This is a genomic window from Arthrobacter sp. U41, from assembly GCF_007679325.1.
Taxonomy (GTDB): domain Bacteria; phylum Actinomycetota; class Actinomycetes; order Actinomycetales; family Micrococcaceae; genus Arthrobacter.
The window spans coordinates 1-15,041 of sequence record NZ_VEGI01000002.1 but is presented as its reverse complement, the minus strand read 5'-3'; the positions used below and the strand labels follow the sequence as shown (position 1 = coordinate 15,041).

The window sequence follows — 15,041 nt, the reverse complement described above, 5'->3', positions numbered from 1 at the left end:
CCCGCACCCGCGGGGCGCACTCTCAACCCATGAGCTACCTGACCCGGGCCGGTCTGCGGTGCTGCGCCTGAGCGGCCCCGGCCGGCTGTGACACCGGAGGCTCCCGCCGGGGGCCCGGACGCCGGAGCACTGCCTGGCGTCGCCGGCCTGAGCTCGGCGGAGGCAGCGCGGAGGCTGCAACAGTTCGGGGCGAACAAGCTGCCCGAGGCCGGCGCCGTCCCCGGCTGGCGGAAGCTCCTGGCCGAACTGACCCACTTCTTCGCCATCCTGCTGTGGTGTGCCTCCGTTCTGGCCTACCTGGCCGGCATGCCGCAGCTGGCCGTCGCGATCGTCGTCGTGATCCTGGTCAACGGGGTGTTCGCCTATATTCAACAGGAGCGCGCCCAGCATGCGGCGTCAAAGCTCCGCGAGCTGCTCCCGGCCATGGTCTCGGTACGCCGGGACAACCGCGTCACCAAGGTCCACACCACCGAACTCGTCCCGGACGACGCCGTGGTGCTCGTTGCCGGCGACCGGGTCCCGGCGGACCTCCGGCTGGCTGTGGCAGCAGGGTGTTCCGTCGACGAATCGATGCTCACGGGTGAAAGCGAGGCGCTCACCAAGATCCCCGGCGACACCGTTTTTGGCGGGACCTTCCTGGTCAACGGACAGGCTGAAGGCGTGGTCGCGGGCACGGGCGGAAACACCCGGCTCGCCGAAATCGCAGCCCTGACGGGAAAGGTCGAAGCTCCGCCGAGCCCGCTGGCGCTGGAACTGCAACGAATCGTCCGCATCACCGCCGCGATGGCCCTGAGCATTGGCGTGCTGTTTTTCGTGCTTTCCCTCTTGGTCGGGATCTCCTGGCGGGATGCCTTTCTGTTTGCCATCGGCGTGATGGTGGCGCTGGTGCCCGAAGGCCTGCTGCCCACGGTCACACTGTCCCTGGCCGTCGGTGCGCAGCGGATGGCCCAGCGCAACGCGCTGGTCCGAAATCTGGAGGCCGTGGAAACGCTTGGCTCCACCACCTTCATTTGCACCGACAAGACCGGCACGCTGACCCAGAACCGGATGAACGCCGTCGAGGTCTGGACCCCGGCCGGGCTGCTCAGCGTCATCGGCGCGGGCTACGGACCCGAGGCGGAGGTCACGGGGCGCGGAGCGGGGGAGGCGCGCCACCTCAGCACCGCCGCTCGGGCCGCCTCCGTGGGCCGCGCGGTGCTCCACGAGGGGCAGTGGATCGCCGAAGGCGATCCGATGGAGGCCGCCATCGACGCGCTGGCCGCCAGGCTGGCAGATCCGGGGCAGCAACCCGAGGAACCCGAGGTGTCACACCGCTTCGCCTTCGATCCCCGCCGGCTGCGGGAGTCCGCGATCGTTGGCACCACACTGTTCGTCAAGGGTGCACCGGAGTCCGTGATCCCGCTGTGCGGCGAGGACAGCGCCGGCCGCGCCCTGCAGATGGTCGACCAGATGGCCTCGCACGGACTGCGGGTACTTGCGGTGGCCGAGCGGAGCCTGCCCGGCCTGCCGGGCGCCAGCTTCCGGCTCGAGGAGGTGGAGAGCGGACTGACCCTCCTGGGACTCATCGGTCTGCACGATCCGCCCCGGGCCGAGGTCCGGGTGGCGCTCGAGGCGGCCCGCGAGGCCGGCATCAAGGTGGCCATGGTCACCGGCGACCATGCCTTCACCGCCGCCGCCATCGCCCGCGAAACCGGGCTGATCGGCTCACCCGAACTGGTGCTGGAGGGACACAGCCTCCCCGAGGACGACGCCGTTCTGGCGGCGCTGCTGGACCGCGACGGCGTGGTGGTCAGCCGGGTCACGCCGGAGCAGAAACTCCGGGTGGCCCGCCTGCTCCAGCACCGCGGCCACGTGGTGGCGATGACCGGCGACGGCGTCAACGACGGCCCGGCCCTTCAGCAGGCCGACATCGGTGTAGCCATGGGCCTCAGCGGGACGGACGTGGCCCGCGAGGCGGCGGACCTGGTGCTGCTGGATGACGACTTCGCCACTATCATCGCTGCCGTGGAGCAGGGCCGCGCCACGTACGCGAACATCCGGCGCTTCCTGACCTACCACCTGACGGACAACGTCGCCGAGCTCACCCCCTTCGTCATCTGGGCCCTCTCCGGCGGGCGGTTCCCGCTGGCGCTGAGCGTGCTCCAGATCCTTGCCCTCGACATCGGCACCGACCTGCTCCCCGCGCTGGCGCTGGGCAGCGAGGCACCGAGCAAGGGAACATTGAAACGGCCGCCGGAGCGCCGGCACCTGATGGATAAGGCGTTGATGATCCGGGTGTTCGGGCTGCTGGGCCCGGTGGAGGCCTTCTTCGAAATGACGGCGTACACGGCCGTGCTGCTCGGTGCCGGCTGGACGCCCGGGGCGGAACTGCCGCCGTCGGACGTGCTGATGGCGGCCTCCGGCGCCGCGTTCACCACGGTGGTCCTGGCCCAGCTGGCCAACGCGTTCGCCTGCCGCAGCGCCTCCGTGCCGCCGTGGCAGCTCGGCTGGTTCAGCAACCGGCTGTTGATCTGGGCGGTGCTGGCCGAACTGGGGCTGCTGGCGGTGTTCCTGTTCCTGGGGCCTCTGGCCGCCCTGCTGGGCCATGCCCCGCCGTCGCCCGGTGGACTGGCCGTGGCGCTCGCCGCCATACCCGCCGTGCTGCTCGCCGACTGGCTGTACAAGATCGTGAGGCACCGCCGGGCCGGGAAAGCCACACCGGCCACCAAGGTCCAAAGACTCTGACCCCGGACGGCGTGCCGCCACAGGATGGGTGAATGACTGACTCCCCGGTGCTGTGGTTCGAAGAGATAGGCATGGGTGATGTCCCGCAGGTGGGCGGCAAGAACGCTTCCCTCGGCGAACTCATCCAGTCCCTCAAGGCCAAGGGGGTGCGGGTGCCGGACGGCTTCGCCACCACCGCGGACGCCTACCGCCGGTTCCTTGAGGCCAACGGGATCGAGGCCGCGATGCGCTCCCGGATCCAGTCCTACCGCTCCGGCGAAACGTCCCTGCGCGCCACCGGGGAGGCCATCCGGGAGATGTTCCTGGACAGCGAGTTCCCCGAGGACATCGCCGGATCCATCCGCTCCCACTACCGGGACCTGGGGGAGCGCGCGGGCCAGGACCGGCTCTCGGTGGCGGTCCGCAGCAGCGCCACCGCCGAGGACCTGCCCGACGCCAGCTTCGCCGGACAGCAGGAGACGTTCCTGAACATCAGCGGGGAACGTGAACTTCTGGACGCCTGCCGCCGCTGCTACGCCTCGCTGTTCACCGACCGGGCCATCAGCTACCGCGAGGTCAAGGGCTTTGACCACCTGGACGTCGCCCTCTCGATCGGGGTGCAGCGGATGGTGCGCTCCGACGTCGGCGCCTCCGGTGTGATGTTCTCCATCGACACCGACTCCGGCTTCCCCCGCGTGGCCGTGGTCAGCGCCGCCTGGGGCCTGGGCGAAACCGTGGTCCAGGGCACCATCAACCCTGACAAGTACCTCGTGTTCAAACCGCTCCTGGCCGCGCCCGGGGCCGCGGACGACATCAGCCCAATCATTGAAAAGACCCTCGGTTCCAAGGCCCGGAAGATGGTCTACAGCCGGGGCGGCCATGCGCGGACCAAGATGGTGGACACCTCCGACGCCGAACGCCGCGCCTTCGTCCTGGCCGACGCCGAAATCCTCGCCCTGGCGCGCTGGGCCGTGAGCGTGGAGGAACACTACGCGCGGCCGATGGACATGGAATGGGCCCGGGACGGCGTGACCGGGGAGCTGTTTATGGTCCAGGCCCGGCCGGAGACGGTGCAGTCGCAGAAGACCGGCTCCCGGTTCACCCTCCACCACCTCCGGGAAACCGGCACGGTGCTGGCCACCGGCGCCGCGATCGGCGACTCGATCGCGCAGGGCACAGCGTGTGTGATCCGGAGCGCGGCGGACATCGAGAATTTCCGCGACGGCGCCATCCTTGTCACGGAAATGACCGACCCCGACTGGGTTCCGGTCATGAAGCGGGCGGCCGGCATCGTCACCGACCACGGCGGCCCCACCAGCCACGCGGCGATTGTGAGCCGCGAACTGGGGGTCCCGGCCGTCGTCGGCACCGGCAACGCCACCACGGTCCTGGCGGAAGGCCTCGCTGTCACCATCTCGTGCGCCGAGGGTGATGAAGGCCGCGTGTACGGGGGGAGCCTCGCGTTCGACACCGAGGAGGTGGACCTCGGGGAGCTGCCGGAAACGCGCACCAAAGTCATGGTCAACATCGCCAGCCCCGCGGCAGCCTTCCAGTGGTGGCGGCTGCCCGCCGACGGCGTCGGGCTGGCCCGGATGGAATTCATCATCAGCAGCCTGATCCGGGTCCATCCGATGGCGCTGGTCCACCCCGAGAGGGTCACCGACGCCGGGGACGCAGAGCAGATCCGCGTCCTCACCAGCGCCTACGAGGACCCGAAGGACTACTTTGTGGACGCCCTGGCCCTCGGCATCGCCAAGATCGCCGCACCCTACCATCCGCGGCCCGTGATCGTCCGGCTCAGCGATTTCAAGACGAACGAGTACGCGCACCTGATCGGCGGTTCCGCCTTCGAGGAGCCGGAGGAGAACCCCATGCTCGGCTTCCGCGGCGCCTCGCGCTACTACGACGAGCGCTACCGTGAGGGATTCGCCCTGGAGTGCGCGGCCCTCAAACGGGTCCGGGAGAAGCTCGGCTTCGGCAACATCATCGTGATGATCCCGTTCTGCCGGACCCCGCAGGAAGCGGACCGGGTGCTGTCCGTGATGGCGGAGAACGGCCTGGTCCGGGGTGAGAACGGCCTGCAGGTCTACATGATGTGCGAGATCCCCTCCAACGTGGTCCTCGCGGAAAAGTTTGCCACCCGCTTCGACGGCTTCTCCATCGGCTCCAATGACCTCACCCAGCTGGTCCTGGGCGTGGACCGGGATTCGGCGCAGCTGGCCGCACTCTTCGATGAGCGGGACGAGGCCGTGATGGCGATGATCAGCGAGGCCATCCGCAAGGCCCACGCCGCCGGGATCAAGATCGGCATCTGCGGCCAGGGTCCCAGCAACCACCCGGAGTTCGCGGCGTTCCTGGTCCGCGAGGGCATCGACTCGATCTCGCTGAACCCGGACAGCTATCTCAGGACTGTTCCGCGGATCGCGGAAGCCGAGAAACAGGCGCAGGCCCGGTAGCCCCGGCGTCGAGCGTTCGGCCCGTCCCCGGCGTGCCGGCCCCCTTCAGGGCGTCCTTGCCGGCGCCCCTGTCGGGGCTGAGGGCGCGCAGCGCGTTGAGGATCGTGGCAAGGTCCACGAGTTCCTGGGACAGGGCCCCGGCGATGGCCGGGATATAGCCGGCCGCCGCCGCCACCATCAAGGCGACGCTGAGCCCGATGCCGATCCAGATGCTCTGCAGCGCCACCTTCACGGTGCGCTGCCCGATCCGCACGGCGGACGCCGCCTTGGACAGGTCATCGAGGATGATCACGACGTCGGCGGACTCGCCGGCCGCCGTCGAGCCGCGCGCGCCCATGGCGATTCCGACGTCGGCCACCGCCAGGACGGGGGCGTCGTTGACGCCGTCGCCGACCATCATGACCGGGCGGAGCGGCAGGGACCTGACGGCTTCGACCTTGTCCGGCGGCAGGCACTCGGCGCGGACATCGGTGAGGCCGGCCTCGGCCGCGATGTGCTGGGCGGTGGCGAGCGCGTCGCCGGTCAGCATGACCGTCCGGATCACGCCCATGGACTCCAGCTCGGCCAGCGTGCGGCGGGCTTCCGTGCGGATCGGGTCGCTCATCACAAGGGCGCCAACGAATTCCCCGGCCACGCCCACGTAAATGGCGAGTTCGCCGCTGGCCAGTTCCGTCTCTGCGACGCCGGCGGCCGATTCGGCGACAAATGCGGGCTTGCCCACCACCACGTCGCGGCCGTCAAAGCGGGCCCGGACGCCGTGCGTGGCGAATTCACTGGCTTCCGTGGCGGTCTGGAAGGACAAACCGCGGTTCCGGGCTGCGTCCATCACCGAGGCGGCCAGCACATGGGAGGAATACTGCTCGGCCGAGGCCGCCAACCCCAGGACCTCGTCCTCGGTCATGGACCCGGCTGTCCGGACACCGACCAGCGCGGGCCGGCCGTAGGTCAGGGTTCCCGTTTTGTCGAAGGCTGCCGTCTTGATCCGGCTCAGTTGTTCCAGGACACCGGCGTACTTGACGATGATGCCGGAATGCGCGGCGCGGCTCATCCCGCCGAGGAACGCCACGGGGGCGGCGATCAGCAACGGGCAGGGCGTGGCCACCACCAGCACCTCAGCGAACCGGGCAGGGTCTCCGCTGATGATCCAGCCGACGGCGCCGAGGGTGTAGGCGAGGGCCGTGAAGGGGATGGCATACCGGTCAGCCAGCCGCACCATGGGCGCTTTGCTCTCCGAGGCTTCCTTGACCAGGGCAACGATGCGGCTGTACTGCGAATCCTCCATCAGGGCCGTCACCCGCATCCGGACCGCGGCCTCGCCGTTGAGGGAGCCGCTCATCAGCGGTTCCCCGGCGACCCGTTCCACTGGCAGGCTCTCCCCGGTGAGCGAGGACTCGTCGAAGGTGCCGGATTCGGAGAGCAGGACTCCGTCCAGCGGCACCACCTCACCCGGCCGCACCAGCAGGATGTCGCCAATCCGTACCTCGGTGGCGGCAACGTCCTCGTGCTGGCCATTGGTTTGGGATTCGGCGGCAGGTTCGACGGCGGAGGAGCCGGCGGCGGAGCTGCCGCCGCGCTCGCGGTGGGCCGTCTGCGGGACGCGTTCCAGCAGGGACGTCAGTTCCTTTTTGGCCCGGCCGGCGGCGTAGTCCTCGAGGGCGGTCCCGCCGGCCAGCATAAGGACGATGATCATGGACGCGATGAACTCGCCCACCAGGACGGTGCTGACGATCGCGGTGACCGCCAGGATGTCGATGCCCCACTGGCCGCCCGCCAGCCGGCGGGCCATGCCGACGGCAAGGTAGGCCGCCACGGCCAGGGCATAGATGCTGGCCGCGATCTGCGCAATCACCGGCTGCCCCGACAACAGCAGGATCAGCACCGCGAGCAGGGCAACGAGAGTGCCAGCAACCAGCGGATAGCGGAGCAAGAGTTTCACGGATGTCCTGCCTTCGAATTCGCGCTGTCTTTACGCGCCTTCCACTAGTTGCATCCTACTGCGGTCCCCTTCCCCGGAGGTCCGTACGGGCCCAGGTTACGAAGTGCCGGCGGGCCGTCCCCCCACGGGCATGAGACGCTGGAACGGGCCGGAAACGAGCCGTCCCGGCCAGACCGGGCCCGCAGCCTGGGACCCGGTGACGGCGCAACGTACAGTAGGCGCAGCGGACAGTACCAGGAGGAATGGCGTGCGAAGCAGTTCAGATTCAGACACCGTCAACACAAAGACTGCCTTGGTGGTGGGGGCCACCGGGATTGCCGGATCCGCCCTGGTCGACAGGCTCGTGGATGAGGGCTGGGACGTGGTGGCCCTGTCCCGCAGCCGGATCCGGCGCGGCGGTGTCCGCCAGGTGAGCGCGGACCTGAATTCGGTGGAGAGCTTGCGGGCAGCCCTGGCCGGCGAACGGCCGAGCCACGTGTTCTACACCGCGTGGTCGCGGATGAACACGGAACAAGAAAACATCGAGACCAACGCGGCCATGCTGCGGAACCTGCTTGCCAGCCTCAGCAGCCACCCGGTGAAACACGTGGCCCTCATGACCGGGCTGAAGCACTATCTGGGCCCGTTTGAAGCGTATGCGGCGGGGGAGATGCCGGACACTCCCTTCCGCGAAAGCGAGCCGAGGCTGCCGACGCCCAACTTCTACTACGCCCAGGAGGACGAGTTGTGGGCTGCCGCGAAGGAGCAAGGCTTCGGCTGGTCCGTGCACCGGGCGCATACGGTGATAGGGCATGCGGTGGGCAATGCCATGAACATGGGTCTCACGCTCGCCGTCCAGGCATCTATATGCCGCGAACTCGGGCAGCCATTCGTTTTTCCCGGCTCCGAGACGCAGTGGAACAGCCTGACTGACATGACAGACAGCGGCTTGCTGGCAGAACACATGATCTGGGCGGCCACCACTGACGGGGTAAGCGACGAGGCCTACAACATCGTCAACGGTGACATCTTCCGCTGGCGGCGCATGTGGCCCGCGCTGGCCGCCTATTTCGGCGTCGAGCCTGAAGGCTACCCCGGGCAACCCCGCCCGCTGGAACAGCAGATGCTCGGCAAGGAAGGCCTCTGGGCGGACATGGCCGCCCGCTATGGGCTGGCTGAACCGCACTTGGCACGGCTCGCGTCCTGGTGGCACACAGACGGTGATCTGGGCCGGAACCTCGAAGTGGTCACCGACATGAGCAAGAGCCGTTTGGCGGGTTTCACCGGGTACCGCCGCACGGAAGACTCCTTTATCAGCTTATTCGACCGGTGCCGGGCCGAACGGCTGATTCCCGCCGCGCCGCAGGCCGCGCGGGCCTTTCAGCCCTAGTCCGGCTGCGGCCGGCGGCGCCACAGTGAATCATGTGGGCGATCTTCCGGGGCGAACGACGCCGGTGGCTCGCGGCCGTGGCTGCCGTGCTGGTGCTGGCCGTGGGGGTGGTGCTGGCGGCCGTTTTCTCGTCGGTGCCGCCCTCAGCCGGCCCGGCGTCCCCGCCGCCAGCCACTGAAAGTCCGACGTCGCCCCCGTCCACTGCGAGCCCGTCCGCGAGTCCACCGGCCGCAACCCCGCCGGCGCCATCCCCGTCGAAGGCTATGGCCCCCACCCCCGGCGCCACGGTTCCGGCAGCCCCGGCCCCCGCACCGCCGCCGGCCGTCCCGGCTCCGAAGCCTCCCGCGCCGGCCCCTGCTCCCAAGCCGCCTGCTCCGGCGCCCCCGCCGTTTCCGGCCGCCCTGGCCGGTCTCGACGTCGAAGTGATCCCGGGCGCCGGAGCGGTGGTGGCGCTGACGTTCGACGCCGGAGCCAACTCGGCGGGGCTGCCAAGCATCCTGAAGACGCTGGCAGCAAAAAACGTGCGCGGCACGTTTTTCCTGACCGGGAACTGGGCCGCGGCCAACCCGGCCGGAGTCGCCGCGATCGTGGCGGGCGGCCACCGCCTGGGTAACCACTCCATGACCCACCCGGGGTTCACCGGGCTCAGCGATGCCGCGATCGGCCAGCAGCTCTCGGCGGCCCGGCAGGCAATCCGGGCCGGCGGAGGGGACCCCCGTCCGCTGTTCCGGTTCCCCTTTGGCGAGCGGGACGCCCGGACCATCGCCACGGTCAACGCCTACGGGTATCTGCCCGTCCGCTGGACCGTGGACACCCTGGGGTGGAAGGGCAGCAGCGGCGGGATCACGGCGCAGATCGTGGCGGACCGCGTGCTCGCCCGGCTGCAGCCGGGGGAGATCGTGCTGATGCACATCGGTTCCAATCCCGACGACGGGACCACCCTGGACGCGGACGCCCTGCCCGGAATGATTGAGCGGATCCGGCAGGCCGGCTACGGCTTCACCACGCTCGTCGCGTTACTGGGCTGATGGCGGCATGACTGAGTCGCCCACAGTCGCCGCCGCACTGGCCCCGGTTGACGCCGTGATCCTTGACCTCGACGGAGTGGTCACGGATACGGCGGAGCTCCGCGCGGCGGCGTGGAAGGAACTCTTCGACGACGTCCTCAAGGACCCGCGGCTTCCCGCCGGGACCCGCCGGGACCCGTTTACCGCCGACGACTACCGGGACCAGGTGGCGGGCCGGACCTGGGAGGGCGCGGTGGCCGCCTTCCTGGGCTTCCGCGGCGGGGCCGTCCCGGACGGCTCGCCCACGGACGGCCCCGGGGCGTGGACAGCCTTTGGGCTCGCGGCACGCCAGAACGAACTGTTCGAGAAGCTGCTCAGCAATAACCCGGTCCGGGCCTTCCCCGGCACGTCGGACCTGCTCGGCAGGCTGAAGGCAGGCCGGATCCCCGTGGTGCTGGCCACCTCCGCCCGGAACGCGGACGCATTGCTGGGTGCCGCCGGACTAAAGGACGTCTTCGATCACGTCATCGACGGGCAGACCGCCCTGGACCGCGACGTCGGGGGCAAGCCGGCTCCCGCGCTGCCGCTGGAAGCGGTGCGCCGGCTGGAGATCCCGCCCGCCCGGGCCATGGTCATTGAGGACTCAGCCGCCGGGGTGGAAGCCGGGCGGCGCGGCGGCTTCGGACTCGTCGTGGGCATCGACCGGGACGGGCGCCGGGAAAGGCTGGAGGCGGCGGGCGCCGACGTCGTCGTCGAAGATCTCAGCCAGCTCGATATCGGACTCGTCATCACCCACCCCTGGCTGCTGGTCTACGAGGGCTTCGACCCGGCGCACGAACGCCACCGCGAAGCCCTCACCACCCTGGGCAACGGCTACCTGGCCACCCGGGGGGCGGCGCCGGAACACCGCGCCGGGGACGTGCACTACCCGGGCAGCTACCTCGCCGGCGTCTACAACTCCCTGCACAGCGTTGTCCTGGGCCAGGAGACGGTGGACGAGCACCTGGTCAACATCCCTGACTGGCTGCCGCTGGACCTCCGGATCGGCGACGGCGCGTGGTGGTCCGAAGGCGGCCTCTCGCTCCGCAGCGAGCGGCGAACCCTGGATTTGAAACGTGCCGTGCTGACCCGGGAAGCGCTCCTGGAGGACGACGCCGGCCGGCAACTCCAGCTCCTGCAGCGCCGCCTCGTCTCCATGGCCGAGCCGCACCTCGCGGCGCTCGAGACTGTCATCACTGCCCTCGGCTGGGGCGGGGATGTGAGTGTCCGCAGCGGTTGCGACACGGGCGTCACCAACTCCAACGTGCCCGAGGACGCGGCTCTGTCCAACCGGCATCTGGGTTCCGTCCAGGTCTCCGCGTCCGGGGCCGGCCCGGGCACCGCGGAGCTCACGGTGGAAGCGCGGACCATCACCAGCGGGATCGGGATCGCCCTCGCGCTCCGGACCACCGTCGCCCGGTCCGGCGGACCGGCGGGGGCGGGGATTCCCGAGCAACTCGGCGGACTGTACACACACCGCTTCGATGTTCCCCTGGCCGAGGGGGAGCAGCTGACAGTGCTGAAGACCGTGGCCGTGGCGTCGTCCCGGGACCACGCCATCGCCTCGCCGCTGACGGCGGCGCGGGCCGTCCTGGCCCGCGCGTCGGCCGGTTTCGAGGCCCTGCAGTCCGAACACGAGGCCGCATGGACGATCCTGCTCCAGCCCTTTGTTATCGAGTTCGACGCCACCTCCCAGGCGCAGCTCATCCTCAACCTGCACGTCTTCCACCTCCTGCAGACGCTCACCACCCACACTGCGGAACTCGACGCCGGCGTTCCGGCCCGCGGGCTGCACGGCGAGGGCTACCGGGGCCACGTCTTCTGGGACGAACTCTTCGTCCTCCCGCTGCTCAACTCCCGGCTGCCGTCCCTCGCGCGGGAGCTGATTGACTACCGGTGGCGGCGGCTCGGTGCAGCGCGCGATGCTGCGCGGGCGGCCGGGCTGAAGGGGGCGCTGTTCCCATGGCAAAGCGGCGGGGACGGCACCGAACAGACACCAAAGCTGCTGTTCAACCGGCTGTCCGGGCATTGGATGCCGGACTATTCCCGGCTGCAGCGCCATGTTGGACTCGCGGTCGCCTATAACGCCTGGCAGTACTTCGAGGCCACCCAGGACCGGGGCTGGCTGACCGGGCACGGTGCGGAAATCATCGTTGACGTCGCACGGTTGTTCGCGTCGATGGCGGAGTTCGACGCGGCGCAGGACCGTTTCCATCTCCGGGGCGTTATGGGTCCGGATGAGTACCACACCGGCAACCCCGGCAACCCGGGCGGCGGACTGAACGACAACGCGTACACCAACATCATGGCGGCGTGGGCATTCGACCAGGCCGTCTGGATCATGCATTCGGTGCAGGGCTTTGACATGGACGAACTGCGCGCCCGGCTGTCGATCACCGCCGCCGAGATCGCGGCCTGGGAGCACCTCAGCCGGCGCATGTTCGTCCCGTTCCACGACGACGGCGTCATCAGCCAGTTCGACGGCTACAGTGCGCTCCGGGAACTCGACTGGAAACACTACCGGCGCAGCTACGGGCTCATCGAGCGGCTGGACCTGATCCTGGAGGCGGAAGGGGACAGCACCAACCATTACCGGCTCGCTAAGCAGGCCGACGTCCTGATGCTGCTGTACGTCCTGGGCGAAGACCAGCTCATCCGGTTCCTGGCCCGGATGGGTTATGCCGTCACATCCGCGCAGATCGCCGCCACGGTGGACTTCTACCTGGCCCGGACGGCGCACGGATCCACGCTCAGCCGGGTGGCCCACGCCTCGGTGCTGGCGCAGCGCGACCCCGAGCGGGCGTGGGCGACCTTCCGTGAGGCCCTGGATGCGGACCTGGACGACACCCAGGGTGGAACCACCAGCTCAGGCATCCACCTGGGTGCCATGGCCGGGACGATCGACGTTGTGCAGCGCAGTTTCGCCGGTCTGCGGATCACCCGCGATGCCCTCGATTTCGCGCCCCGGTTGCCGGCAGAGCTCAGCCGCGTGGACTTCCGCGTCCGCTACCGGGACCAGATGCTCGCCGTGCATTTGGAGCGCGACCGCCTGCGGGTGTCGGCAGCTCCCGGGGACGCGGCCCCCGTGCTGGTGCGGGTGGGGACCCGGCGGGTGTTGCTTCGGGCCGGGCAGGAGCACGAGTTCCTGCGCCAGGACGACTGATGGGGCAGTCCCGGCACCCTGACCGCCTGCCCGTCCGGCCCGTCGGTTGCCGGTTAGGCGGAGTCCATCCGCAGCACGGCCGCCCCCGTGATCCGGTCCTCCGACAGGTCCAGCAGGGCCCGGTCCGCCGCTGAGAACGGATAGGACACCGTGGTGGGCCGCAGCGGGATCTCCGCGGCAATGCGGAAGAACTCCTCGCCGTCGGCCCGGGTGTTGGCCGTGACACTGCGCAGCTGGCGTTCCTGGAACAGCTCCGTGGCGTAGTGTAAGGGCGGAATGTCGCTCAGGTGAATGCCGGCCACGGCGAGGGTGCCGCCGCGGTCCAGGGCTTGCAGGGCCGCCGGAACCAGGCCGCCGGCGGGGGCGAACAGTATGGCCGAGTCCAGCGGATCCGGCGGCTGTTCATCGGCGCCGCCGGCGAACGTCGCTCCCAGCTCGAGGGCGAGGCTGCGGGCTTCCGCCGACCGCGTCATCACGTACACGCGGGCACCCCGGTAGAGGGCGATCTGTGCCGCCAGATGCGCGGACCCGCCGAAGCCGTAAATGCCCAGCCGGCCGCCGATCGGCAGCTCGGCCCGGCAGAGCGCGCGGTAACCGATGATGCCGGCGCACAGCAGCGGCGCAGCCTCCTCGTCCGAGAAATTCGACGGGAGCCGGTACGCGAAGTTCTCGGCCACCGTCATGAGTTCCGCGTAGCCGCCGTCGCGGTCCCAACCGGTAAACACAGGGGAGAGGCAGAGGTTCTCCTGCCCGCGCAGGCAGAAACGGCAGGCGCCGCAGGTCCCGCCGAGCCAAGCCACCCCGATCCGGTCGCCGGGGGAGAACCTCGTGGCCCGGGGCCCGCACGCCACCACCTCGCCCACCACTTCGTGGCCCGGTATGACGCCGGGGTGCCGCGGGGCGAGGTCGCCTTCGGCCAGGTGCAGGTCCGTGCGGCAGACCCCGCACACCCGGACCTTCAACAGCACCTCCCCGGGACCCGGCCTGGGATCGGGGCACTCATCCGCCACGAGGGGGCCGCTTCTTATTGGCCCGGGCTGTCCTACCCGCCAGGCTCGCACGGGCGTCCTCCTCTGCTAGAACCTTCAGCTCCCCTCTGAAGGCGGTGGTCCGGTGGGCGGGATCAGCGCGTAATCAGGACGTTGCAACGCGCTTTGTTCAGGACGGCGGTGACGGTGTTGCCGGGACCGCCCTCACGATTGTGGGTTCCAATCACCAGGACCTCGGCGTCAGTGGCGGCAGCCAGCAGTTCCTTGGACGCCGCGTGGCCTTCCCGCAGGACGCCGGTGATGGACAGTTCCGGGGCCAGCGACTTGGCCTCCGCCAGGAAATGGTCCAGCAGGTCCTGGCCGTGCCGGACATGCCGGCCATGGCCTTCCCGGGTCCTGCCGGAGGCCTTGTCGATGTGGACGATCTGCAGGGGCGCCCCGATCATCGTGGCAAGCCGGGCAGCACCAGCCAGCGCCGCGGAGCTCCGGGACGTCCCGTCGACGCCAACCACCACGGGGGCCGCGGCCTCCCCGGGGCCGCGCCGGCGGCGGACCACCATCAACGGGCAGGGCGAGGACCCGGCCAGGGCGAGGCAGACCGACCCGGCAACGTGCCCCAGCACACCCCCGAGTCCGCGGCTGCTGACCACCAGGAGGCGGGCGTCGCCGGCCGCATCCCGCAGCACCGGAGCCGGAAGTCCCGCTTCCATAATCCCTTCGACGCCGGAATCGGTTCCGGCGTCGAAGGGATCCTCTCCCGCCGGGGTTACCCCGGCCGGCGGGGAGGTTGTCGCGTCGGTCTGGACGGATTGAGCGGTTGGGGTGGAGGGGCCGGCGGTTCGCGCCGCGGCGAGGGATGAGCGGGCAAGCTCAACGCCCTCTGCGAGGATGGCCTCGGCCGAGTGCCGCAACCCGCTGCCCTCCACGCCCTTGACCGGGCCCAGCTTCTTGGTGAACATAGGCCAGACCCAGGCGTGGACCACCTTTATCCGGTAGTTTCCTGCGGCGGCATATTCTGCGGCCCACCGGACGGCGTCCTGCGCGGCTTCCGAGCCGTCGTAGCCCACGGCCACCGTTGCGGGGCCCTGCCCTGTATCGGGTGCCGTCATGCGTCCTCCGGGTCAGCTGTGTCCGCCTCCGGGCGGTACTTTGGCCCCCAGTAGAACGCACGGGGCCGCCAAGGGCTAGGGGCTTTGGTCCCGCGGGTTGCGCGGCTCCGTGACGTCAGCGTGCCGGGGCACTCCTGCCTCGGCCCCGGTGTCGGCATCGCTTTCCGACCCGGTGCCCGCGCCACCGCTTCGTTCGCGGAGTTCGCGGCCGCGTTGGATGTCCTCCTCCTCGCGTGCCTGCAGTTTGTCGCTTTGTTTGGTGTCGCGGGG

8 protein-coding genes and 1 pseudogene are annotated in these 15,041 nt (G+C 69.9%); 5 read left to right on the top strand and 4 right to left on the bottom strand.

All coding sequences use genetic code 11. The annotated features are described in order from the left end of the window. Positions 1 to 87: 87 nt before the first annotated feature. Both FS787_RS08805 and ppsA read left to right on the top strand, forming a co-directional pair. On the top strand, positions 88 to 2,724 hold the full coding sequence (locus FS787_RS08805; protein WP_260982484.1) for a cation-transporting P-type ATPase: 2,637 nt from the start codon (positions 88 to 90) through the stop codon (positions 2,722 to 2,724). 32 nt (positions 2,725 to 2,756) lie between these two features. Further along, complete coding sequence (gene ppsA, locus FS787_RS08800; protein WP_144672076.1) at positions 2,757 to 5,159, top strand: phosphoenolpyruvate synthase; 2,403 nt, start codon at positions 2,757 to 2,759, stop codon at positions 5,157 to 5,159. Here ppsA and FS787_RS08795 read toward each other — a convergent pair. Next, positions 5,107 to 7,095, bottom strand: a complete 1,989-nt coding sequence (locus tag FS787_RS08795; protein WP_144672075.1) for a heavy metal translocating P-type ATPase — start codon at positions 7,093 to 7,095, stop codon at positions 5,107 to 5,109. The genes ppsA and FS787_RS08795 overlap by 53 nt on opposite strands. A 247-nt stretch (positions 7,096 to 7,342) precedes the next feature. On the opposite strand from FS787_RS08795, the gene FS787_RS08790 reads away from it, so the two are divergent. The 3 genes from FS787_RS08790 (at position 7,343) to FS787_RS08780 (ending at position 12,673) form a co-directional block, all read left to right on the top strand. Then, positions 7,343 to 8,464 carry an SDR family oxidoreductase gene (locus FS787_RS08790; protein WP_260982483.1) on the top strand — a complete coding sequence of 374 codons (1,122 nt, stop codon included), beginning with the start codon at positions 7,343 to 7,345 and terminating at the stop codon, positions 8,462 to 8,464. A 263-nt stretch (positions 8,465 to 8,727) separates the two neighbouring features. Further along, positions 8,728 to 9,492 (top strand): polysaccharide deacetylase family protein, encoded by a 765-nt coding sequence (locus tag FS787_RS08785; RefSeq protein ID WP_260982482.1) that lies wholly within the window; start codon positions 8,728 to 8,730, stop codon positions 9,490 to 9,492. A 7-nt stretch (positions 9,493 to 9,499) separates the two neighbouring features. Then, entirely contained in the window at positions 9,500 to 12,673 is a 3,174-nt protein-coding gene (locus FS787_RS08780; protein ID WP_144672072.1) for an HAD-IA family hydrolase, read from the top strand. Between the two features lie 53 nt (positions 12,674 to 12,726). On the opposite strand, the gene FS787_RS08775 is transcribed toward FS787_RS08780, so the two are convergent. From FS787_RS08775 to FS787_RS08765, 3 genes and pseudogenes are all read right to left on the bottom strand, one after another. After that, a complete protein-coding gene (locus FS787_RS08775; RefSeq protein WP_144672071.1) occupies positions 12,727 to 13,734 on the bottom strand; it encodes a zinc-dependent alcohol dehydrogenase family protein in 1,008 nt (335 codons plus the stop codon). A 62-nt stretch (positions 13,735 to 13,796) separates the two neighbouring features. Then, entirely contained in the window at positions 13,797 to 14,771 is a 975-nt protein-coding gene (locus tag FS787_RS08770) for a universal stress protein (protein WP_144672070.1), read from the bottom strand. A 75-nt stretch (positions 14,772 to 14,846) separates the two neighbouring features. Beyond that, positions 14,847 to 15,041, bottom strand: a pseudogene (locus FS787_RS08765) (ribonuclease BN); the annotation flags it as partial.